At 59.5% G+C, this 22,082-nt stretch carries 23 protein-coding genes and 2 pseudogenes; 11 read left to right on the forward strand and 14 right to left on the reverse strand.

Features of this window, described 5'->3' with window-relative positions; translation table 11 throughout:
- Positions 1 to 18: 18 nt before the first annotated feature.
- From QSV77_RS10270 to QSV77_RS10295, 7 genes and pseudogenes are all read right to left on the reverse strand, one after another.
- Positions 19 to 1,137 carry a branched-chain amino acid ABC transporter substrate-binding protein gene (locus QSV77_RS10270; protein WP_142840523.1) on the reverse strand — a complete coding sequence of 373 codons (1,119 nt, stop codon included), beginning with the start codon at positions 1,135 to 1,137 and terminating at the stop codon, positions 19 to 21.
- Positions 1,138 to 1,254: 117 nt separating this feature from the next.
- The gene (locus QSV77_RS10275) at positions 1,255 to 1,608 is read right to left on the reverse strand and encodes a DUF6867 family protein (RefSeq protein WP_142840524.1); all 354 of its coding nucleotides are present in this window, start codon (positions 1,606 to 1,608) and stop codon (positions 1,255 to 1,257) included.
- A gap of 169 nt (positions 1,609 to 1,777) precedes the next feature.
- Positions 1,778 to 2,428: pseudogene (locus QSV77_RS10280) on the reverse strand (ABC transporter ATP-binding protein); the annotation flags it as partial.
- Positions 2,409 to 2,456, reverse strand: a pseudogene (locus QSV77_RS25835) (hypothetical protein); the annotation flags it as partial. The pseudogenes QSV77_RS10280 and QSV77_RS25835, both read right to left, overlap by 20 nt.
- A gap of 49 nt (positions 2,457 to 2,505) precedes the next feature.
- Positions 2,506 to 3,396 carry an ABC transporter ATP-binding protein gene (locus QSV77_RS10285; RefSeq protein WP_142840526.1) on the reverse strand — a complete coding sequence of 297 codons (891 nt, stop codon included), beginning with the start codon at positions 3,394 to 3,396 and terminating at the stop codon, positions 2,506 to 2,508.
- Positions 3,396 to 4,793: a high-affinity branched-chain amino acid ABC transporter permease LivM gene (gene livM, locus QSV77_RS10290; protein ID WP_271362337.1), complete on the reverse strand. Its 1,398-nt coding sequence runs from the start codon at positions 4,791 to 4,793 to the stop codon at positions 3,396 to 3,398. Before livM ends, QSV77_RS10285 begins: the two co-directional genes overlap by 1 nt.
- Before the next feature lie 4 nt (positions 4,794 to 4,797).
- A complete protein-coding gene (locus QSV77_RS10295; protein WP_271362338.1) occupies positions 4,798 to 5,700 on the reverse strand; it encodes a branched-chain amino acid ABC transporter permease in 903 nt (300 codons plus the stop codon).
- A gap of 333 nt (positions 5,701 to 6,033) precedes the next feature.
- Between QSV77_RS10295 and cysQ the strand changes: the two genes are divergently transcribed.
- The 4 genes from cysQ (at position 6,034) to QSV77_RS10315 (ending at position 9,159) form a co-directional block, all read left to right on the forward strand.
- Positions 6,034 to 6,822, forward strand: a complete 789-nt coding sequence (cysQ, locus tag QSV77_RS10300; RefSeq protein WP_302733371.1) for a 3'(2'),5'-bisphosphate nucleotidase CysQ — start codon at positions 6,034 to 6,036, stop codon at positions 6,820 to 6,822.
- Between the two features lie 325 nt (positions 6,823 to 7,147).
- Positions 7,148 to 8,188: a DUF2793 domain-containing protein gene (locus QSV77_RS10305; protein ID WP_302733372.1), complete on the forward strand. Its 1,041-nt coding sequence runs from the start codon at positions 7,148 to 7,150 to the stop codon at positions 8,186 to 8,188.
- Between the two features lie 191 nt (positions 8,189 to 8,379).
- Entirely contained in the window at positions 8,380 to 8,655 is a 276-nt protein-coding gene (locus QSV77_RS10310; RefSeq protein WP_004430042.1) for a DUF1153 domain-containing protein, read from the forward strand.
- 222 nt (positions 8,656 to 8,877) lie between these two features.
- On the forward strand, positions 8,878 to 9,159 hold the full coding sequence (locus tag QSV77_RS10315) for a GNAT family N-acetyltransferase (RefSeq protein ID WP_302733373.1): 282 nt from the start codon (positions 8,878 to 8,880) through the stop codon (positions 9,157 to 9,159).
- Positions 9,160 to 9,406: 247 nt separating this feature from the next.
- On the opposite strand, the gene QSV77_RS10320 is transcribed toward QSV77_RS10315, so the two are convergent.
- Both QSV77_RS10320 and QSV77_RS10325 read right to left on the reverse strand, forming a co-directional pair.
- Positions 9,407 to 9,610, reverse strand: a complete 204-nt coding sequence (locus tag QSV77_RS10320; RefSeq protein ID WP_142840532.1) for a DUF1059 domain-containing protein — start codon at positions 9,608 to 9,610, stop codon at positions 9,407 to 9,409.
- 284 nt (positions 9,611 to 9,894) lie between these two features.
- On the reverse strand, positions 9,895 to 10,245 hold the full coding sequence (locus QSV77_RS10325) for a flagellar export protein FliJ (protein ID WP_003491821.1): 351 nt from the start codon (positions 10,243 to 10,245) through the stop codon (positions 9,895 to 9,897).
- 479 nt (positions 10,246 to 10,724) lie between these two features.
- Here QSV77_RS10325 and ctrA point away from each other — a divergent pair, with 479 nt between their 5' ends.
- Both ctrA and QSV77_RS10335 read left to right on the forward strand, forming a co-directional pair.
- A complete protein-coding gene (gene ctrA / locus QSV77_RS10330) occupies positions 10,725 to 11,429 on the forward strand; it encodes a response regulator transcription factor CtrA (protein WP_003491823.1) in 705 nt (234 codons plus the stop codon).
- Positions 11,430 to 11,568: 139 nt separating this feature from the next.
- Positions 11,569 to 12,084, forward strand: a complete 516-nt coding sequence (locus QSV77_RS10335) for a GNAT family N-acetyltransferase (protein WP_065114066.1) — start codon at positions 11,569 to 11,571, stop codon at positions 12,082 to 12,084.
- Between the two features lie 72 nt (positions 12,085 to 12,156).
- Here QSV77_RS10335 and QSV77_RS10340 read toward each other — a convergent pair whose 3' ends face one another.
- From QSV77_RS10340 to chpT, 3 genes are all read right to left on the reverse strand, one after another.
- Positions 12,157 to 13,203, reverse strand: coding sequence for an alpha/beta fold hydrolase (locus QSV77_RS10340; RefSeq protein WP_302733378.1), 1,047 nt, complete (start codon positions 13,201 to 13,203; stop codon positions 12,157 to 12,159).
- Between the two features lie 119 nt (positions 13,204 to 13,322).
- Positions 13,323 to 13,850: a GNAT family N-acetyltransferase gene (locus QSV77_RS10345; protein ID WP_269703497.1), complete on the reverse strand. Its 528-nt coding sequence runs from the start codon at positions 13,848 to 13,850 to the stop codon at positions 13,323 to 13,325.
- 84 nt (positions 13,851 to 13,934) lie between these two features.
- Positions 13,935 to 14,582 (reverse strand): histidine phosphotransferase ChpT, encoded by a 648-nt coding sequence (gene chpT, locus QSV77_RS10350; protein WP_142840536.1) that lies wholly within the window; start codon positions 14,580 to 14,582, stop codon positions 13,935 to 13,937.
- A gap of 251 nt (positions 14,583 to 14,833) precedes the next feature.
- On the opposite strand from chpT, the gene QSV77_RS10355 reads away from it, so the two are divergent.
- Complete coding sequence (locus QSV77_RS10355) at positions 14,834 to 15,430, forward strand: DUF1134 domain-containing protein (RefSeq protein WP_052818233.1); 597 nt, start codon at positions 14,834 to 14,836, stop codon at positions 15,428 to 15,430.
- 287 nt (positions 15,431 to 15,717) lie between these two features.
- The gene (locus tag QSV77_RS10360) at positions 15,718 to 16,953 is read left to right on the forward strand and encodes a hypothetical protein (RefSeq protein WP_302733381.1); all 1,236 of its coding nucleotides are present in this window, start codon (positions 15,718 to 15,720) and stop codon (positions 16,951 to 16,953) included.
- A gap of 257 nt (positions 16,954 to 17,210) precedes the next feature.
- Here the strand turns inward: QSV77_RS10360 and QSV77_RS10365 are convergent, their stop codons facing one another.
- Positions 17,211 to 18,071 (reverse strand): RNA methyltransferase, encoded by an 861-nt coding sequence (locus QSV77_RS10365; RefSeq protein WP_302733382.1) that lies wholly within the window; start codon positions 18,069 to 18,071, stop codon positions 17,211 to 17,213.
- A complete protein-coding gene (locus QSV77_RS10370; protein ID WP_046801500.1) occupies positions 18,061 to 18,453 on the reverse strand; it encodes a hypothetical protein in 393 nt (130 codons plus the stop codon). The genes QSV77_RS10365 and QSV77_RS10370 overlap by 11 nt, the downstream gene beginning before the upstream one ends.
- A gap of 38 nt (positions 18,454 to 18,491) precedes the next feature.
- On the opposite strand from QSV77_RS10370, the gene QSV77_RS10375 reads away from it, so the two are divergent.
- From QSV77_RS10375 to rpoH, 3 genes are all read left to right on the forward strand, one after another.
- Positions 18,492 to 19,514 carry an RluA family pseudouridine synthase gene (locus QSV77_RS10375; RefSeq protein WP_269703487.1) on the forward strand — a complete coding sequence of 341 codons (1,023 nt, stop codon included), beginning with the start codon at positions 18,492 to 18,494 and terminating at the stop codon, positions 19,512 to 19,514.
- 288 nt (positions 19,515 to 19,802) lie between these two features.
- Entirely contained in the window at positions 19,803 to 20,627 is an 825-nt protein-coding gene (locus tag QSV77_RS10380) for a class I SAM-dependent methyltransferase (RefSeq protein ID WP_302733383.1), read from the forward strand.
- A 168-nt stretch (positions 20,628 to 20,795) separates the two neighbouring features.
- Positions 20,796 to 21,698 carry an RNA polymerase sigma factor RpoH gene (gene rpoH / locus QSV77_RS10385; RefSeq protein ID WP_142840541.1) on the forward strand — a complete coding sequence of 301 codons (903 nt, stop codon included), beginning with the start codon at positions 20,796 to 20,798 and terminating at the stop codon, positions 21,696 to 21,698.
- The last annotated feature ends 384 nt before the right edge of the window (positions 21,699 to 22,082 follow it).

A 22,082-nucleotide genomic window follows, 5' to 3' on the forward strand; every position in this document is an offset into this window, starting at 1 on the left:
CGTGTATCGCAGAAAGGCTTAGCTGCCCTGCTGGACGTAGGTGAACTTGCCGTCCGCGCCCTTCTTCCACTCGTACATGACGTAGCCGGGAAGCTTCGGGTCGCCCTTCTCGTCGAAGGAGATGTCACCCAGGGCAGTCGGGAAAGTACCGGACTTCAGGGCTTCGGCAACCTTTTCCGGCTCCACGGAGCCGGCGGCCTTTGCCGCGCCTGCGATCGACTGCAGGGCTGCATAGGAGTAGAGCGTGTAGGCTTCCGGGTTGAAGCCGGCGGCCTTGAACTTCTCGACCAGCTCCTTGTTTTCCGGGCGCAGCGTCGGATCGGGGCCGAAGGTGTTGAGCGTGCCTTCGACGGCGTCGCCGGCGATGGAAGCCAGTTCGTTCGAGACGATGCCGTCACCCGAGATCAGCTTTGCCTTCAGGCCCTGATCGGCCGCCTGACGGATGATCAGACCGGCTTCGGTGTGCAGGCCGCCCCAATAGATGACCGAAACGCCAGCTTCCTTCATCTTCGAAATCAGCGCCGAGAAGTCCTTGTCGCCGACATTGACGCCTTCATACATGACTTCCGTCAGGCCGGCGGCATTGGCTGCCTTCTTGGTTTCATCGGCAAGGCCCTGACCATAGGGGGTCTTGTCGTGAATGACGGCGATCTTGGCGTCCTTGAAGTGGTCGGCCAGATATTTGCCGGCAATGCCACCCTGCTGGTCGTCACGACCGCAGGTGCGGAAGGTGTTCCACAGGCCACGCTCGGTAAAGACCGGGTTGGTTGCAGCCGGCGTCACTTCGAGAATGCCGTTTTCGGCATAAACTTCGGAAGCCGGAATGGAAACGCCGGAGTTGAAGTGACCGATGACGAATTTCACGCCGTCGGCAACGAATTTATTGGCAACCGAAATACCCTGCTTCGGGTCGGATACGTCGTCGCCCAGCACGATCTTGATCTGCTCGCCATTGATGCCACCGGCGGCATTGATGTCTTTCGCAGCCTGTTCGGCACCCTTCTGGATCTGAGCGCCAAAAGCAGCGTTCGGGCCGGTCAGCGGTGCGCCGACAGCGATCACGACATCGGCCCAGGCCGAACCGCCGAAGGCGACCATGGCGGTCAGCGCGACAGCGGAAAGAAGAGACTTCTTCATTACTTTACTCCCAGTTCCTTGGATGGGTTGATTGCAAGGACCTGTTCGGTACCCACCTTAACCGAACAGAAACCGTTCCACTCTGACGAGCATTGTGCAGCCGGAAAAATCCGCCTGTCAATCTTTCTTCTTGTAGGAAAATGCCGACGTGCGATCGTAAAGCCAATAGTAGTTATTGACCATCTGGCTTGTCCGGCGCATGCGGAAACCGATGCTGGAAAAGACCAGAAGAAGAACGACGTCAAACACGTAATAAAAACCGTTGATGAACGGCCCGTTGAAGAGCGCGTGATGCAGGAAGCGCATCACCAGCCCCAATGCCAGCGTATAGATCACCACACGCGTATAATCGCCCCAGCCATCGGCCACGGATTTGCCCGTGCGCCATGCCGTCCAGAAACCCAGAAGAACAACCAGTGCGCGCAGAACATAACGCACGCCGCTATCCGTCTCGAAAAAAAGGCCCTGCATCTCTTTCCCCATCAGTGCCGGGCGAAAATGCCCAGGCCCTGCCTTGTCTGTCGTCCCGCCGTTTGCCGGTGGGCATTTTATTGTTTGCGTCCCGCCCTGATCCCGAAGAATTCGGCTGAACACCGTGTGCAGTTTTGCGCCGCAAGATTTGCGGCGCAAGTAAAATCTTTCAGTGCCGTCCGCCTTCCAGATAAGCGGCGCGCACCTGCGGATCAGCCAGCAGTTCCTTGCCCGAACCGCTCATCGTCACCTTGCCGTTGACCATCACGTAAGCGCGGTCGGAAAGCTTCAGCGCGGCAAAGGCGTTCTGCTCCACCAGGAAGACGGTCAGCCCTTCCTCCTGGTTGAGTTTCTTGATCGCCTCGAAGATGCCCTTGACGATCAGCGGCGCGAGACCCAGCGATGGTTCATCGAGAAGAAGCAGCTTCGGCCGTGCCATCAGCGCGCGGCCGATGGAGAGCATCTGCTGCTCGCCGCCGGAAAGCGTGCCGCCGCGCTGGCTCTGGCGTTCCTTCAGGCGCGGGAACATCACGAAGATCTTCTCGACGTCTTCCTTGAAATATTTCAGGTTGTCGAGATTGGCGCCCATCTGCAGGTTTTCCAGCACCGTCATGCGCGGGAAAATCCGCCGGCCTTCGGGCGACTGGGCAATGCGCTTGCGGGCGATGAGGTGCGTCGGCAGCTGGGTAATGTCCTCGCCGTCGAAGATCACCTGGCCGGCACGGGCCTGCGGGCTACCGCAGATTGTCATCATCAGCGTCGACTTGCCGGCGCCATTGGCGCCGATCAGGCTGACGATTTCACCCTTGTTGACTTCGACATCGACACCGGCGAGCGCCCGGATATTGCCATAATAGGTTTCGACACCCTGGACTTTCAGAAGCGGTTCACCGGACATCAGGCCGCTCCTCCGTCGAGTTCTTCCGCAATCACGTCTTCCACTTCATCATCCTCGACACCCAGATAGGCGGCGATGACCTTGGGGTCGTTCTTCACATGGTCCGGCGTGCCGTCGGAAATCTTCTGGCCATATTCCAGAACCACCACATGGTCGGAAATCTGCATCACCACGGACATGTCGTGCTCGATGAGGAGCAGCGACGTGCCTTCATCGCGGATGCCGCGCAGCAGCGTATTGAGCGCCAGCGATTCCTTCGGGTTGAGACCGGCGGCCGGCTCATCGAGGCACAGAAGTTCCGGCCCCGTGCACATGGCACGGGCGATTTCCAGACGACGCTGCGCGCCATAGGGCAGATCACCGGCGGGGTCGTCGGCGCGGTCGGTCAGATCGGCCTTGTCCAGCCAGTACTTGGCTTTTTCGATCGAGCTCGCGACCGCCTTTTTATAGGCTGGCAGGCCAAGAAGACCGAGAATGGTGTAACCCGAGGCCTTCATCAGCGCATTGTGCTGCGCCACCAGCAGGTTTTCCAGAACCGTCAGGCCCGAAAACAGTCGGATGTTCTGGAAGGTGCGCGCCACCTTGGCCTTCTTGGTGATTTCGAAATCCGGCAGGCGCTCCAGCAGATGCGCCTCGCCACTTTGCTGGCGCATGGTGATCATGCCCATCGTCGGCTTGTAGAAGCCGGTGATGCAGTTGAAAACCGTGGTCTTTCCAGCGCCGTTGGGGCCGATCAGCGCGGTGATCTCACCGCGCTTTGCCTCGAAGGAGAAGTCGTTGATGGCCATCAGGCCGCCGAACTTCATCGACAGATGTTCGACCTTGAGGATCGTGTCGCCAGTCGTATTGCCAGTCGCATTGGATGTCATGTTCATCGTTCCGGAAGCCATCAACCGTGACCTTCCTTAGTAAAGCTGCCGGACACGGCCTTGCGCTCCTTGAGGAAGGCCGTGGGTTCACGCGAGCCGACGAAGCCGCGCGGCTTGAACAGCATGACGATGACCATGGCGAGGCCGAACAGCAGCATACGATAGAGTTCCGGCGTGAAATCAGGCCCGAAGATGTGCTTCAGGAATTCCATTTCACGCAGAAGCTCCGTGCCGCCGACCATGACGAGGGCCGCAATGGCAATACCGGTCAGCGAGCCCATGCCGCCAAGCACGACGATGGCGAGGATGACGGCGGATTCGAGGAAGACGAAGCTTTCCGGCGACACGAAACCCTGACGCGCGGCGAAGAACGAACCGGCAAAACCGCCGAACATCGCGCCCGTCGCAAAGGCGGTGAGCTTGGTGATGACGGTATCGATGCCAAGCGAACGGCAGGCGATTTCGTCCTCACGCAACGCTTCCCAGGCACGGCCGATCGGCATGCGGCGCAGCTTGATCGTGACGTAGGCCGTCAGCATGCACAGAAGCAGGATCACATAGAACAGGAAGATCTTGTAATAGGCCGATGACATCGACAGGCCAAACGCCTTGGCGAAGTTGTTCGGCGCACCGACATCGAAGGACCAGATGCCGAAGACGGAAGCCTTGGCGATGCCGGAAATACCGAATGTACCCCTCGTCACATCTGTCCAGTTCAGCAAGACGAGACGGATGATTTCACCAAAGGCGAGCGTGACGATCGCCAGATAGTCGCCGCGAAGTCTCAGGACCGGGAAACCGAGGATGATGCCCCAGAAGCCGGCAAGAATGCCGGCAAGCGGCAGAAGCACCCAGAAGGACAGGCCGAACTGGCTGGACAGCAGCGCATAGGAATAAGCACCGACCGCATAAAAGGCCACGTAGCCGAGATCGAGCAGGCCGGCCAGCCCGACCACGATGTTGAGACCCCAGGCCAGCATCACATAGATAAGGATCTGGATGCCGAAATTGTCCACGAACTTCAGCGAACCCTGAAAACCGAACAATTGCACGGCGATAACGGGGTAAAGCAGCAGCAGAACCAGCGCCAGCTTGAGGAAGTGCTTATGGAAAAAGCCCTTGTTCTCGGAGATTTCCAGAATGCCGGTTTTTGCCTTGGCAAGCCTGCGGCGATCCATCGACGGCTTGAAGAAGCCGACCACAAGGAAACGGCCAACGGCGGCGACGGCGACGAAGATCGCCAGCAACCCCCAGCGGGTGCCCCAGATCAGCTGGTTGTTGATATCCTGATAGGTGATGATGCCGATATAGAGAATGAACATGCCGAACGAGACGACGCCGGCAATCAGCCCCTCCTTCACCGCCGTTGCCATCAGGCTCGGGCTGGAAGCGGCATTTTCGGAAGCGATATTGGTCATGGGATCACACCTTCTCGACTTCCGGACGACCGAGAATACCGGTCGGCTTGAAGATCAGCACGAAAGCCAGGATGCCGAATGCCGCGACATCCTTATAGGCGATGGAGAAATAGGCCGACCACAGCGATTCGATGAGGCCGATCAACAGGCCGCCGAGAACGGCGCCTGGCAGCGAACCGATACCGCCGAGAACGGCCGCGGTGAAGGCCTTGACGCCGGGAACGAAACCGTCACTGAACGAAGCCACGCCATAATACATCAGATACATCGTACCGGCGACGGCAGCCAGCGCCGCGCCCATGATGAAGGTGATGGAGATCGTCCTGTCGACATCAACGCCGAGCAGGGCGGCCATCTTGCGGTCCTGTTCGGTGGCGCGCTGCGCCCGGCCGAGCGGGGTCTTGTTGACGATGTACCAGAAGGCGAACAGCAGCACCGAAGTAACGACCATGATGATCAGCTGCTTAAGCGATACGGTGATGGCGCCGAAATGATAGCTTTCCGTCACCATTGACGGGATCGGCTTGTTGCGCGGACCCTGGGTGACCTGGATGAAGTTGGACAGCGCGATCGACATGCCGATGGCGGTGATCAGCGGTGCGAGACGGAATGAGCCGCGCAGAGGCCGGTAGGCGACGCGCTCGATCACCCAGTTCCACAGGCCGGTCATCAGCATGGCGACGATCATCATCAGAAGCAGAAGAAGCGCCACCGGAATGCCGGCGAAAAATGATGTTGCAATCAAAAAAACGATCAGCGCGGCAAAGCCGCCAAGCATGAAAATATCGCCATGGGCAAAGTTGATCATGCCGATAATGCCATAAACCATCGTATAGCCGATAGCGATGAGGCCATAGATCGATCCAAGAGTCAGCCCGTTGATGAGCTGCTGGATAAAATACTCCATGTCTTTCCCCCGGGTATGGCCTCAAATGGGCCACGCCTCGTTATGTTAATTATTGGGGGAACCCCTGCGAGTATCCCCACTCCCAAAATGCATATCGTGTTCGTTAAAAATGTGAAGTCAAAAACGGGCGATCCTGCACAAAATTTGGAATTTCCACATGGACTGCCCTTTTCCCGGTCAAAAGAGCCATGATTTTGGCAGGAAGTGCTGAAAAAATGATGCCGGAATGCTTATTTTAGTCTTGTCTACCGCCATTATTTGACGGGCGACGGGCAAAGGAGTAGCGACATTGAGGATCGAAAGATCCCGGCACGGGATGGCAACGGCAAAGAGATGATCGACATATTGACGAAAGCGGCGCTAGACGCCGGGCAGGCAATCATGGCGGTCCATCGCGCCGGCCCGCACGTGTCTTACAAGGATGACTGCTCGCCGGTGACCGAGGCCGATCAACGCGCCGAAACGATCATTCTTGCGGCGCTGGCCGCGCATTTTCCAGACATTCCCGTGATCGCCGAAGAGGCTGTCTCAAACGGCATCCTGCCGGAGACCGGTACGGAGTTCTTCCTGGTCGATCCGCTTGACGGAACCAAGGAATTTATCTCCGGCAAGGACGACTTCACCGTCAACATCGCGCTTATCCGCAACGGCGCTCCGGTTGCCGGCGTGGTTTATGCCCCCTGCCGCGGGCAGGCATGGACGGGTGAAGGCAACAAGGCGGAAAAGCTCGCCATTTCCGGCGAGGGAGCGATCCTGTCGCGCCACCCCATCCGTGCACGCCAGCGTGGCGCAGCGCCCGTGGCGCTGATCAGCCGCTCGCATTGCACGGCGAAGACGGAAGCCTTCGTGGCCGAACACGGGCTGAAAGACTGCATTTCCGTCGGCTCCTCGCTGAAATTCTGCCTGTTGGCCGAAGGTGCCGCCGATATCTACCCCCGCTTCAGCCGCACCATGATGTGGGACACAGCCGCCGGCGACGCCGTGCTGCGCGCTGCCGGCGGACGAACGCTCGATTGCGAAGGCCGGCTGCTTGCCTATGCGGTGAGGGGTGATGGCGAGGATGCGCTGGCCAATCCGGATTTTATTGCTGAAGGCGCAATGGCGGTGGAGATCGCGGGATAGGGCGGACGGCTCCCTTCGGTGATCCGAGGGGTTTGTTCGCTTTGGCGTATGCGGCTTCACCCCCCTCTGCCCTGCCGGGCATCTCCCCCTCAAGGGGGGAGATCGACTCGAGGCAAAGCTTCGGCCATCTCGACATTTGAGAATGAGGCGGAAGTAGCGCTTCTTGCTGATCTCCCTCCTTGTGGGGGAGATGCCCGGCAGGGCAGAGGGGGGTAAATTCCACCCACCAACACCAACAAAAAATAATCCCATCCCCACGCATCCCCACCCCGCCCAACCGCATCAAACTCTCTCGCAAACGATACCCGAGCGCGAAAGAGACACCATGACGGACCAGACGGCGAGACTTCACCTTCCCTATATCCTGCCCTCACAGGCACAGAAGCACGTCACCCACAACGAAGCCCTGCAAAGGCTGGATGCGGTTGTGCAGCTCACCATCAAGGCCACGGTCCCCACACCGCCCGAAAATGCGGCGGAAGGAGACTGCTTCCTCCTCTCCGCGGATGCGACAGGCGACTGGGTCGGCAAAGGCGGAAGGCTCGCCTTCCGGCAGGATGGCGCGTGGCTGTCGATCACACCGCAGCCCGGCTGGACGGCCTGGTTTGCCAGTGAGGACAAATACCGCATCCTGCGCGACGGCGTCTGGCGCGACGTTCCGCTGCCCGCCGCCGGCCGGATGGAAAGGCTGGGCATCGGCACGGAGGCCGACACGGCCAACCGTCTGGCGCTCGCCTCCCCCGCCAGCCTCTTCACCCATACGCCGGAAGACGGCAGCCATCAGCTGACGGTCAACAAGGCGGGCAAGGCCGATACCGCCTCGCTGCTGTTCCAGTCCGGCTGGAGCGGCCGGGCGGAGATGGGGCTTGCCGGTCATGACGGGTTTTCAATCAAGACCAGTGCGGACGGAACCTCCTGGCACACGGCACTCCTGTGCAGCAGCGACGGCCGGGTCTCGATGCCCAATCGTCCGCTCGTCGTCGCCGGCCTGCCGGCGGGCACAACCAAGCCCGCCAGCGGCTCTGCGGCGGGCTTCTCCCTGCTGTTCATCGCCGAGGGCGGCTTTGCGCTTGGCGATGCCGTCAATGGCGGCGGGCGTGAACTCGTCGTTCCAGCAAAAGGCAGCTATCTGGCGGTATTGGCGCTTGCCGTCGCGTCTTCCTCCGGCCACCGGGTAACGCTGTTCGTGAACGGTGCGGCGACCAGCTTCAGCATCGCCGGCAACGCCTCCGTCACCGGCACCCAGCAGTCGGCCACATCCATCCTTCCGCTCAATGCCGGCGACCGATTGCGGCTGCAGCATGAGGGAACGGCGGAATTTGCCCAGGGCAGCGGGAAAACGTGCCTTTCGCTTGCGGCGCTTTGATGGAAACAACCGGCGAGTGAGAAAAATTGCGATTTTTGGAAAAATTTTTTCCCGGCAAAATAAGGCGACTCGAACAAATCAGGCGAAACCGTTCAAATTCTTAATAAATTGTCACGACCTGCTTAGGCAATTTTTAAAGGTACGGGGCTAAAGTTCCCGTCATATGGTCTTGAGTTTGTATAGAGTGTCCAATGACCGAAATGATACGCCCACGAGTTAAATATGTCATCGGCCCCGATGGCAGCCCTCTGACGATCGCGGATCTTCCGCCTGCCAATACCCGACGCTGGGTTATTCGCAGAAAGGCGGAGGTGGTTGCAGCGGTACGCGGAGGACTGTTGAGCCTCGAGGAAGCCTGCGAGCGTTATACGCTTACCGTTGAAGAATTCCTGTCCTGGCAGTCCTCGATCTCCGATCATGGCCTTGCCGGCCTGCGCACCACGCGCATTCAGCAATATCGCCACTGATATTGCGCTGGCGCGGCAACGCGCCCAGACCGAATTATCAAAATGCTCCGTCGGACTTTCGACGGAGCATTTGGTTTGATTTCGGATTTCCCCGCACAGCATGCCAGTCTTACGGTAAAATGATTGTCGCCGGTTTGTGTCCGCTGCGTTCGCTTTCCCGCTGTTTCAATTCAGGCGCAAGCCGTTACAGTGGCCAATACGAACAGCAAGGAGGCGCACATCATGGATATCAAGACAACCGAAACCGGATCGCACGGCGAATATTCGGCAACCGTCGATGGCCACAAGGCCGAGATGACCTATTCGCGCACCTCCCCTACCCTTATCATCATCGATCATACCGGCGTGCCCGATGCGCTGCGCGGCCAAGGCGTCGGCCAGGCGCTCGCAGCCCACGCGATTGACGAGGCCCGCAAGGGCGGCTGGAAAATCATTCCGCTCTGCCCGTTTTTCAAGGCCCAGACGCTGCGCCATAAAGAATGGGCGGATGTTATCCAGGGGTAAGGGCACTTAATTCTGTAAAAGGGCAGAATATTCGCAAACGTCGCGGCATATTTCTTCTCCCCGAGGGGGAGAAGGTGGCCCGAAGGGTCGGATGAGGGGGCAACGCTAGCGATAAACTGAGAGCTTGCCCCCTCATCCCGCTGCCGCGGACTTCTCCCCGGCGGGGAGAAGAAACAAGCGGCCTACACCCGATCCTTCACAGCCATTCCAAATATTGCGTCATTCATAATACGTGTCGGGCTTCCCGTCACGCCACCTTCAGCGGCGGCGTTCCCGCATGCATGCTGTGGCGGACTTCCTCGCGGAATTCAGGCGTATCCTTGGCCCCATGCACAGCCACGGCATGGTGCACCGCTGCCTCCATCAACTCCTCCGGAGAATCGGCGGAGATGGCGATCGTGCATTTGCTGTCACTGGGGAATTCGCGGCAATCAATATATTGGCGGGCCATTTTTCCCTCCCTGCCATAGCCGTCCGCGCCCGCTTGAGGCGCGCACGCAAAGCCTCCGGCTCACGGTCGGAACCCCCTTAAATTACGCCTTTCCCCATACCCGGACAATAAAAATCCAGCGACACCGTCCCGCGGAAAGACACGGGGTACCCGCCAAAACAAAAGGCCGCCCTCAAAGGGCGGCCTTTTAAAAAAATGCATGTCATCCCGTCATTGAAAGCCGCCTCCTGATCCACCGGCAGCCGTCAATGAGGACGATCATTCGTCCGATTATACGCCTGATGTCAGGCGCGGGCGCGGATTGCTCCGTCGCGGTTTTCGAGGGCAGCGGCCTTTTCATATTCGGCCTGCACTTCTTCCAGCGAAGCTTCGGCGGCTTCCTGCTGGGCCTTCAGTTCCCGGATCGAGACCTGAAGATTATCCGCCCGCTGGCGCGCGGCCTTGGCAAAGGTCGGATAGGCAAAATGTGTCGGATCGGTAATGCCCGACTTGCTCTCTTCCAGCGAGATCTGATGCACCAGTTCCTTTGCCATCCGCTCGAATTCGGACATCATCTGCTGCAGCTGGTTAAGCTGCCGGCGTTTTTCATTGACCTGAAATTCCTTCAGGCGAACCAGGCTGTCACGCGACTTCATACGCAATACTCCATGGATAGCGAGACCCGGATCAAAAAGGCACTATGCCACTCTGATCGGCCCGTTTAACCCGCCCGTCACTCCGCAAAGGTTAACTCCTGTGCCGGAATGATTCTTAAAAGTTACCCGACGTTAATAAAAAACCACCGTCGTTAACCTTTCGTTTACGGGCATCGTTAATGATAAACACGATCATTTAAGGGTCGGTAAATGCCAGGTCCAAAAAATGGGCCAGACGATGTGAGAGTCGATTGAATCACTTAGCGGGAAATCCTCACGTTAAGCTTCAATTTTGGCGATGGTGGATTCACGTGCAAAAACAGAGAAATGCCTTCTTTGCTTAATAAATTCGATACACCTTGCCAAAGGCAATTAGAATTTGTTAACCATTTGGTGGCAGCCTGCAAATCAGGCAACGTCTGGATCCGCATCGCGCGAGGCAATGTTTTACCGGTTCGCGGGCGGCAAAGGGGATAATTATGCGGGTTCTACTGATTGAAGACGACAGCGCGACAGCGCAGAGCATTGAACTGATGCTCAAGTCGGAAAGCTTTAACGTCTACACGACCGACCTCGGCGAGGAAGGCGTGGACCTTGGCAAGCTCTACGATTACGACATTATTCTTCTCGACCTCAACCTGCCTGACATGTCGGGTTATGAAGTGTTGAGAACCTTGCGCCTTTCCAAGGTCAAGACGCCGATCCTCATCCTCTCCGGCATGGCCGGCATCGAGGACAAGGTGCGCGGCCTCGGCTTCGGCGCCGACGATTACATGACAAAGCCGTTCCACAAGGACGAGCTTGTTGCCCGCATTCACGCCATCGTCCGCCGTTCCAAGGGCCATGCGCAGTCGGTCATTTCCACCGGCGAGCTGATCGTCAATCTCGATGCCAAGACGGTTGAAGTGGGTGGCCAGCGCGTTCACCTGACCGGCAAGGAATATCAGATGCTCGAGCTGCTTTCGCTGCGCAAGGGCACGACGCTGACCAAGGAAATGTTCCTGAACCACCTTTATGGCGGCATGGACGAGCCGGAACTGAAGATCATCGACGTCTTCATCTGCAAGCTGCGCAAGAAGCTGGCAAATGCCGCAGGCGGCGCAAACTACATCGAAACCGTCTGGGGCCGCGGCTATGTTCTGCGCGAGCCTGACGGCGCCACGGAATTCCTCGAAACCGCCTGATCTCTTATAAGAACAGGACAGTTTTAAAAGACCCGCTGGCGACAGCGGGTTTTTTGTTGTGCGTCAAAGCCGAAACACGCCCGCTTCATTCAGACGCAACAGAAAGCGCATATTGGCACTCCCAAAAAGGACCAATGCCATGAACCACCCTATCCCGACCCTAAAAACCCAACGCCTGACATTGCGCCCGCAGACCATGGCGGATTTTCCCGCTTATCTGGCCTTCATGGCGTCACCACGCTCCCTCGGCGTCGGCGGCCCCTACGACCTGCCGTCGACATGGGGTGTGTTCTGTCACGATCTGGCCAACTGGCACTTCTTCGGCCACGGCGCGCTGATGATCGAGCTTGATGAAACGGGGGAATGCATCGGCCAGGTCGGCATCAATCACGGCCCGCTATTTCCCGAAAAGGAACTGGGCTGGCTGCTTTATGACGGGCACGAGGGCAAAGGCTATGCCGCCGAAGCCGCCATAAAGCTGCGCGGCTGGGCCTTCGAAACCCTGAGGCTGCCAACACTGGTGAGCTACGTATCGCCGCAAAACAGCAAATCCGCAGCCGTCGCCAGGCGAATCGGTGGTTCTCCCGACCCATCCGCACCGCGCAGCGACCCGGAAGATCTCGTTTTTCGATATTACCCGCTCAACGCCGCTTGAAGGATCGGGGCGCTGCGGAGAGCCGAAAGGTTTCCGCGAGGCGTTCCCCCAACTATCGGGCGGACAGTCCTCCTAATGCAGTTTCTCTTTGAGAAAGCCGCCGATTATCTCCGCGATTTGTGCGTGGATTTCAGCCCGGCCCCTGCCGCCGCCATCCCGGCAGACGAAACCTTCGCCCGGCGACATCTCTTCGACGATTTTTTCGCCATTGGGCTTGCACAGCTGCATGAAGCTGAAGTGGCTGGCATCCGGTATCTCCCGATAGACCGTCGTGGTTTCTGGCAGATGCCGGGCGATATAATCGGAATCGGCCCTGATCGCGGCGATCTGTGGCGTTTCCACACCGGCAGCCAGAACCAGAACCGGCACGTCCACTCCCTCAAGCGTTTCCGGCAGAAACCCGGCGGCCGGGCCGAGATCGAGCGCAACGGCCGCGCGGATGCGGATATCCCGCAAATCCATCGAAAGGCGCGGATCGGCCTTGCCACCGCCGACGATGCCGACCTTGGCCAGCAGCCGCGGCGCCTTGCATTGCGGTGGCGCTTTCCCCGCATTGCAGTCCTTCAAGGCGAGTTCGGCACTGTAGCGGCCTCCCACCAGTTCCATCGCGGTCCAGCCGCCAAGGGAATGGCCGATGACGGCGATGCGCGTCCTGTCGATCTCGCCGGCCAGCCGACCATCATCAAGAACTGCCGTCAGCGTTCTGCCGATATCGCGTGGTCGTTCCCATAAAGGGATGACCTCGGCTGCATTTTCTTCGGTAAATGATTCGCCCTGATGATCCGGCGCGGCCACGACATAACCGTCCTGCGCAAGTTCGCCGGCAAGCCAGTTCAGATTGCGCCAGCTTCCGCCAAACCCGTGCGAGAGCAGAACGAGAGGGCGGAAACCGGGCGGAATGGAAGCGCCCGGTTGAACCTGAAGGCCGTAAAAGGCAGCGTTTTCACCCACGATCTCCGTTTTTTCCGATGGAATGGCCGGATACCATAATGAGACATTGAGCGCTCTTGCACCTGCATCATCAGGCAATTTGATCTGCCTGAAACCGATAGTGCTTTCCGCCATCGCGGCGGGAGCAAGGGAGAAGATGACAATTGTCGCCAGAAGGAAATTGCGCATGAGATGCTCCAGGAGTTGATATGCAGCAACCCCTTGGCTCAAACCGCCGCCGCCCGAGACCTCAAACGGGTTTCAGGACGGACTGAAACACGATCAAGGCAGCACCTTCACGCAATCGTCTAAACCTCAGTCACACGTTCGAAAAGCCGGATCGGGGATTTGCGGAACGTCGTTTCGCGGAATGGCCGAAAGCCGAATCGGGCAGCGATGGCCAGTGAAGGGCTGTTCAGCGGATCGATCATGCAGACGGTCCGTTGCGAAATTCCGCTGCCGTCGAACCAGCCGGTCACGGCTTCCACGGCCTCGGTCGCGACACCCTTGCCGTTCAGTGCGGCATCGATCTTCCACATTGCCTCGGGAACCGTGTCGAAATCAGCGCCATGTCCACGGCGCATATGGGCAAAGCCCACTTCGCCGACGATGCGTCCCGTGGCGCGCTCTTCCACCACAAAGGGACCAAACCCATAAACGGACCAATGGCCGATGAAGCGCAAAAGGCGGGCAAAGGCGAGTTCCGCATCCAGCGGCGCAATCGAGGTAAGCCCCTCGATCGGTGGAACATCCGCCTGCCAGAAAGCGCGGTAAAGCGCTTCATCCCCGATGGCCTGTGGCCGAAGGATGAGACGGGCTGTTGTCAGACGAACCATGAACGTGCTCCCCAAAACGAAAAAAGGCCGGCGCGTCGGCAGACGCAGTCCCGGCCCTTTCGCAAAATCACGTCCGCAAAGCGGTCACTCCGCGATCGTCTTTGCGGTAAAGACGATGCGATCTTCATGCACCTTGTATTCCACCGCCATATTGGCCTCTTCCGCCAGAAGCAGCGTGTAATAGGGCTGCACGGAATGGGCGTCGACCGCCTCTTCCAGCCGTCCTTCGTAAATCTCCACGAACTTGGCGGGAACGCGCATCATCCGACCCTTGACGGTGATTTCGAACTTGGCGTCGCCATCGGGGCTTTCCAGCAGCACATCCACATTGCCGCCGCGCGGGATTGCGCCATAAGCGACAAGGAAGAGGTTGAGCAGAAGTTTGACACGATTTTTCGGAACGATGGCGCGCGGACCATTCCAGCTGACTTCAGCCTTCTTTTCAGCCGCGGCGAAATCCTGCGCTGCCTTTTCGGCCTCGCCGGTATCGATGGAAGCACCGGCGGAACCGGAGGCGCCGAAAGCGAGCCGGGCGAACTTCAGCCGCACGGATGCGTTAAGGGCGGACGTGCGGATGAGATCGAGCGCATCGTCATCCGTGCCGCCCTCGTCCAGCAATTCGAGGCCGTTATTGATGGCACCGACCGGAGAAATCACATCATGGCACACGCGACTGCACAGAAGAGCCGCCAGATCGGGACCGGACAGCGTGATATTGAGTTTGCTCGTCATAAAATTCTCTCCTGCGCAAGGGAGGCGCGGACGGTGTGGAAATTGTTAAGCCATAATGACACCATATTTGGTAAACCGATTGTTAATAGGATGGTTTCAAAATGCCAAATGCCTTAACAGGCCACATTGGAGCCCCGTGTATCCGTTAGGACGCACGACAGATGCTGTAGAACTTTGACTCTACGCATCGGCCCTTGCGAAAATCGATTCGGTTTTTCGGGCTGATGCGTTAACGAAACAGACGGACGGACATGACGATGCGCCTTACGAAAACCCGCACCATTGCACGCCTCGGACTGGGAAAGATTTTCGCGCTCCTTGCGAGCCTCTTGATGTGGGTCGCACCGGCCTTTGCCCAGACCAGCGATCAATATTCCATCCAGGAAGTCGTGGATGCAGGCCACGGATTCTTCGGTGAAACCACCGGCGGCCTTGCCAAGGTGGTGGAGCGCGCCTTCCAGCAATACGGACTTCCGAACGGTTACATTCTTGGCCAGGAAGGCTCCGGCGCCTTCGTTGCCGGCCTCACCTATGGCGAGGGCACGCTTTATACCAAGAATGCCGGCCAGCACCCGGTTTTCTGGCAGGGCCCGTCGCTCGGGCTGGATTATGGCGGTCAGGGTACCCGCGCCATGATGCTGGTCTATAATCTTCCCTCCGTCGATGCGCTTTACCGCCGTTATGGCGGCGTCAGCGGTTCCGCCTTCATCGTCGCCGGCGTCGGCATGACCTATCTGAAAAGCAGCGACGTGACGCTCGCCCCCATCCGCACCGGCATCGGCGCGCGCCTCGGCATCAATGTCGGTTACCTGAAGCTCACCCAGCAGCCGACCTGGAACCCCTTCTGATAAGACGGGTTGATAGGACGAGACGGTGCGACGGATTTCTTCTCCCCGCCGGGGAGAAGGTGGCCCGAAGGGTCGGATGAGGGGGCAACGTCGCCGAATCCTTCCACCCTCACCCCCTCATCCCGCTGCCGCGGACTTCTCCCCCTCGGGGAGAAGAAACAAGTGGCGCCGACACCGCCTGTGCAATTGCCGGGAGACCCCTCCCCACGGTTGCAATAATAGCGTAACGTGCTTTCGCGCTCCTCTTTCCGAATGCGCGCGTATCTGAGTTTCGGAGACTGTCCCGCGTGATCGAATATGCCATTCTTTTCGGATTGGGTTTTCTCACCGCAACCCTGCTGGCCCTGTTGATTGCACCCGCGATCCACCGCCGCATCGTCGCCTATACGGAAAACCGCCTGCGCGCGACCATGCCCATCAGCCCGCAGGAAGTCCGTGCCCAGAAGGATATGGCGCGTGCGCTTTACGCCGCCGAAAATGCCAAGGTCCGCCAGGAACTGGATACCGAGCGGGAAAAAAACACCTCGCTGCGCCTCGCCAACGAGGCAGCCTCCAGCGATGCCTATCGGCTGGGCGAACAGAACCGCAGCTTTTCGCTGAAAATCGAGGAGTTGACGCTGGAGATCGGCGAATTGCGCGCCGCCCTCGATACCAGCGAGGAACGTGCCGGTGCGATTACCGCGAGCCTCACGCAACAGGAACAGGCCGCCAACGAGCGCGCCGCCCAGATGTCTGATCTCACCGCCCGTCTCACCAATCTGACACGCGAACTGGACGATTCGAAAATCACCGCCGCCACCCGCGATCTGGAGGCCGAGCAGGCAAAACAGAGCGCCACGCGCTTCCGCAAGGAAGGCGAGACCGCCACCCGCGAATTGCAGGATGTGGCGGCCCGCAACAAGGAAGCCATGACGGCGGTTGCGCGCGAAAGCCGCAAGGTCACCCGACTGGAAGACCAGATCGCTGCCGTGATGGCGAAAAATGCCGATCTCGATACGATGCTGACGCTGCGCAATCAGGAAGTCGCCCGCCTCAAGGAACAGCTTGCGGCAACCGGCGGCCGCAGCAACGACATGATCATTCGCCTGCCGAACCCCGCCGTGCCGGCCGAGACACCGGCGAGCCAGCTGCAACCGGCACCCCCTGCCCCAGCCGCTGCGCTCCAAACGGCACCCGTCGTTACGGAGCAGGCGGCACAGGCGGTGGCCACAGATGAGGCCGCAATCCTCCCCGCGGCTGAGCCGACGACACCCTCGCCGGAAGGTCTGGAGCAGGAAATCGAAGATATCCGCAATCAGGGCACGGCGCTCACCGAGCGCCTGCTGAATGTGCGCGGCACCGGCAATGACGAACCGATCCGCCGCGAAATCGCAAGGATCGCCGCAAGGATGATTGCGCTGACGGCGGCGCAGGAAGGTGAGAAATCGCCTATTCCGGGGTTGCTGGCCAAGGCTTCCGCTGCGTCTGCGCGGGAGAGCCTTGCGACGCGGGCGGGGGCGTTGATGGGGAAGCGGGAAGGGTGAGGGCAGAGTTTGCCGCTTTACCCCCCTCTGCCCTGCCGGGCATCTCCCCCACAAGGAGGGAGATCGGCAAGACGCACTACAGCCACTTCATTCTTAAATGTCGAGATCGCCGAATTCACAAACGTTGAGATGGTCGAAACCTCGCCGCGTATCGATCTCCCTCCTTGTGGGGGAGATGCCCGGCAGGGCAGAGGGGGGGTGAAGCGGCATACACAGAGTTAACTGTAAGCCTCCCGGCACATATTGATGCCGCCCGATCACACCCGCCCCATAACCCCCGCCATCTGATAAAGCGCCAGCCCCGAAGCCGTGCCCGCATTCAGGCTATCCAGCTGCGGCGATTGCGCAATCCGCGCGGTATGAAACCGCGACAGCACCGATTGCGGCAACCCCTCGCCCTCCGTGCCGATCACCAGCGCCATGCGCTCGGAGCGGGGAATGTCGCGGATTTCGGTCTCGCCGTTTGGCGAAAGGCTCCAGATCGCAAAACCGGCCTCGGACAGCCGTTCCAGCATCGCCACCGCGCCGCCGCCGCGATGATAGGGCACCGACAGTACCGAACCGACGGAGACCCTGAGCGCCTTGCGATAAAGCGGATCGCAGCACGTCTCGTCCAGCAGCACCGCATCGGCATAAAACGCCGCCGCGTTGCGGAACATCGCGCCGAGATTATCGTGATTGGAAATGCCGCAGCCTACCAGCACCAGCGAGACGGCGGGAAGTGCGGCCGTCATGTCCTCCAGCCCATCACGCTCCACCCGGCGGCCGAGCGCCAGAATGCCGCGATGCAGGTGGAAACCGACGATACCGTCAAGCACCGGCGCTTCGGCCACATAGACGGGAATATCATCAGGGAAATCGGCAAGAATATCGGCAACGCCGGCAAGCCGGTTTTTGAGGATAAGAATGCTCTCCGCCGCAAAGGCGCCACCCGCTTTGTGGGCGGCGGCCAGCATGCGCAGCACCACCGTGCCTTCGGCGATGAAGCGCCCCTGACGCCCGGTCAGGTCGCGCTCGCGAATATCGCGAAAGGCGGCGATGCGTGGATCGGCCGGGTCTTCGACCGGGATCAGCGCCCGCCCATCCAGCAGCACAGCCTCGTCGCCCTCACTGGGCATCAACAGTCACATCGGCCAGAAAACGGCCGGCCGCGACGTTGAAGACCAGCGCCTTGCGGGTGCCATTGGCAAGCCGACCGTAAAACAGCATGTCGCCGCCGGAATAGCTGACATTGTCGATCACAAAGCCCTGCGGCAGACTGGCGGTGACGGCCAGCGGGCCGTTACCGGTGGGAACGGCAAGATTTGGCGCAGCACTCTGCGTCTGAACGGTTTTCGACGGCCCCATCGCCTTGTAGACAACCGCACCGAAGACGGCCATAAGGCTGATAAACATCACGGAGCCCGACACGATCTGCAAACGGATCATCTTGCGGCGAACTTTTTCCACGGCCGGATCAAGCGGCTTGTCTTCCTGTTCGTCTGGCTCGATCTGCGTCATCGGGTTCCCTGAAATGCTGATGGATCGGAAAAATAACAATGAACGACCCCTTTAAACAAGGCGGAGACGCAAGGAAAGTCCTGATTGCCGGGGAAGATGCCGAAGGTCGCCTCGATGTGTGGCTGGTGGGCGAAGTTGGCGGCGATCTGTCACGCAGCCGCCTGAAGGCGCTGATCGAACAGGGCGCGGTTCTTCTCAACGGAAAGCCCGTCACCGAGCCGAAAAAGAAGGTGCATCCGGGCGATCGCATCGAAATCGTCATGCCGGAGCCGGAAGACCCCGTGCCGCAGGGCGAGGATATTCCGCTCGACGTGGAATATGAGGACGAAGACCTTATCGTGCTCATCAAGCCCGCCGGTCTCGTCGTACATCCGGGTGCCGGAAACTGGACGGGGACGCTGGTCAACGCCCTCATTCACCATTGCGGCGACAGCCTTTCCGGCATTGGCGGCGTCAAGCGCCCCGGCATCGTGCACCGGCTGGACAAGGAAACCTCCGGCGTCATGGTCGTGGCGAAAAACGATAATGCCCACCGTCATCTTGCCGCGCAATTTGCCGATCACGGTCGCACCGGGCCGCTGGAGCGGGCCTATAAGGCCGTCGTCTGGGGCCGCCCGCGCACCCTGCGCGGCACCATCGACGCTGCCCTTGGCCGCGGCGCCGATCGCACCAAACGTACCGTCAAACGTGAAGATACCGATGACGCCCGCGAAGCGATCACCCATTACGAGGTAATGGAACGCTTCCACGAACGGCCTGATGCCTCCTGCCTCGCCTCCATGGTGGAGTGCCGCCTGGAAACCGGGCGCACCCACCAGATCCGCGTGCACATGGCCCATATCGGTCATCCGCTGATCGGCGACCCCGAATATGGCGCGTCCTTCCGCACCAAGGCGAACCTTTTGGAAGAACCGGCCAGAAGCACCGTCAACCGCTTTCCGCGGCAGGCGCTGCATGCCTATCTGCTGGCCTTCGAACACCCCCGCACCGGCGAGGTGATGGAGTTCGAAACCGACATGCCTGACGATATGCAAGAGCTGCTTGAAGCCCTGCGCAGCTGAAAACTGGTATGGCGCGGTCAAAAAAACCGCGCCATATATCTCGCCGGAAGTCCCGGATAATAAAAAAAGATTAGCGGATAGCGATATTCCGCAGTCGGTCCTTTTTGTAGACCGCCCCAATTTCGCTTCAATCGTCGCACCTCCTCGGCCCCCGCAAAGCTTGCAATCGTCCCCGGTAAACATCGTGGCCGCACGCCGGGCTTGCCGAATAACCGACGCCGCAGGCAACGCCGTCCGTTCGATGCTAAAGCCTCAACGGAACCGGCATGATGACGGGATCTATCGCGCATGAATATCGAAGACCGCCGGTTCATATTTCAGGATCTACGCAGCATAGAAGGTTATATCGACCCACCCGATGCGCTTGTCTTCAAGGCTTTACTGCAGGCGCAAACGCGGGATGATCTCAAGGGCGGCATGGCGGAAATCGGTGTCTATTATGGCCGTTCCTATTTCCTGCTGCGCAAATTCGCCCAGACACAGGAAAAGGTGCTGGGCGTCGATCTGTTCGATCTTGATCCGCCCGAAGATGGCAGCCTCGATCAATATGAGCGGCTGATGGAAAACGGCCGCCGGCTGGGTTTTGCCATGGATGAGGACTTGATCATCAGGGGCGACAGCACCCGGCTGGCACCCACCGAGATCACCTCACGCATCGGCCCGGCGCGCTTCTTCAGCATCGATGGCGGCCACCACCTGCATCACGTGCTGGCGGATGCGAAACTGGCGATGGAGGTGATCGCCCCGCACGGCATCATCGTTTTCGACGATACCTTCAATCCGGCCTGGCCGGAGGTAACGGTGGGTGTCGCCGATTTCCTGCGCACCCATGGCCATAGCCTCGTCTGCTTCGGCATGACAAAATATAAAACCTATGTCTGCCGCCGGGAATTTCACGCGACTTATGCGGGCGCAATTGCCACCGACCCCGATCTGCAGGCGCTTGGCCATGTCGAGACGCAGTTCCTCGGTTCCAAAGTCATGCGCCTGCACAATCCCATGCGGCGGCGGGTAATATATGAGCTGATGGTACGCTCCGGCCTTGGCGGTTTTTCGGAACGAATCTATCGTTCGAAAGTTAAACGGGTCAGAGACAGTCCCGCCGGAACATAACGCATGTGTGAACACAGCGTTCGCTTGAAACACGGCGGGCGCATACATATCTGTCACATGGGTTCGTGCGGGGTCGGTAACGACCCGCAGCTTACGGCATGCCTCGGGCGGGTGATTTTGCCACGCCAGAGAGGGTGCCGTTCCAGACCATAGATAAGGGGGTGCTTTATGGCCCGCAATAGTTTGCCTACGATTACGGCCGGTGAAGCCGGTCTCAATAGATATCTCGACGACATCCGTAAATTTCCGATGCTGGAGCCGCAGGAAGAGTACATGCTTGGCAAGCGTTACGCCGAGCATGGCGACCGCGACGCCGCCCATAAGCTCGTCACCAGCCATCTGCGTCTCGTTGCCAAGATTGCCATGGGTTATCGCGGTTACGGCCTGCCGATCGGCGAAGTCGTGTCCGAAGGCAATGTCGGCCTGATGCAGGCGGTGAAGAAGTTCGATCCGGAACGCGGTTTCCGTCTGGCCACCTATGCCATGTGGTGGATCAAGGCCTCGATCCAGGAATACATCCTGCGTTCGTGGTCGCTGGTGAAGATGGGCACGACCGCCAACCAGAAGCGCCTGTTCTTCAACCTGCGCCGGCTGAAGGGCCGTATCCAGGCGATTGACGATGGCGATCTGAAGCCGGAACACGTCAAGGAAATCGCCACCAAGCTGCAGGTGTCGGAAGAAGAAGTCATCTCGATGAACCGTCGCCTGCATGGCGACGCATCGCTGAATGCGCCGATCAAGGCCTCCGAGGGCGAGTCCGGCCAATGGCAGGACTGGCTGGTGGATGACCATGAAAGCCAGGAAGCCGTGCTGATCGAGCAGGACGAACTGGAAACCCGCCGCCGCATGCTGGCCAAGGCCATGGGCGTGCTGAACGACCGTGAGCGCCGCATCTTCGAGGCCCGCCGCCTTGCCGAAGACCCGGTGACGCTGGAGGAACTCTCCTCCGAGTTCGACATCAGCCGCGAACGCGTCCGCCAGATCGAGGTTCGCGCCTTCGAGAAGGTGCAGGAAGCGGTGCAGAAGGAAGCGCTGGAAGCTGCGCGCGCATTGCGCGTGGTGGATGCGTAAAGCATATCCAGCAAAAGTGCGGAGCGGTTTTGCGTCCGTGCCATGGATCATCCTCGGCCCTCGGCCGGGGATTTTTGTTGGTAAAAGGCTGACGACTGGAAATGGCCTGCCATCCGAGACCGGCGATTGCGCTGGAGGAAAACCGGCAGGAAAAATATCCATGCTTCGGGGGATGCCGCTTACCCCCCTCTGCCCTGCCGGGCATCTCCCCCACAAGGAGGGAGATCGGCAAGACGCGCTACCGCCGCTTTATCCTCGACCGTTGAGTTGGTCGAGACCTCGCGGCATATCGATCTCCCCCCTTGTGGGGGAGATGCCCGGCAGGGCAGAGGGGGGGGAGCCACACCACCAGCACCAACTAACCCACCCATCACCCGACAAACG

The sequence above is a fragment of the Agrobacterium sp. V1 genome (assembly GCF_030518355.1).
GTDB lineage: Bacteria > Pseudomonadota > Alphaproteobacteria > Rhizobiales > Rhizobiaceae > Agrobacterium > Agrobacterium cucumeris.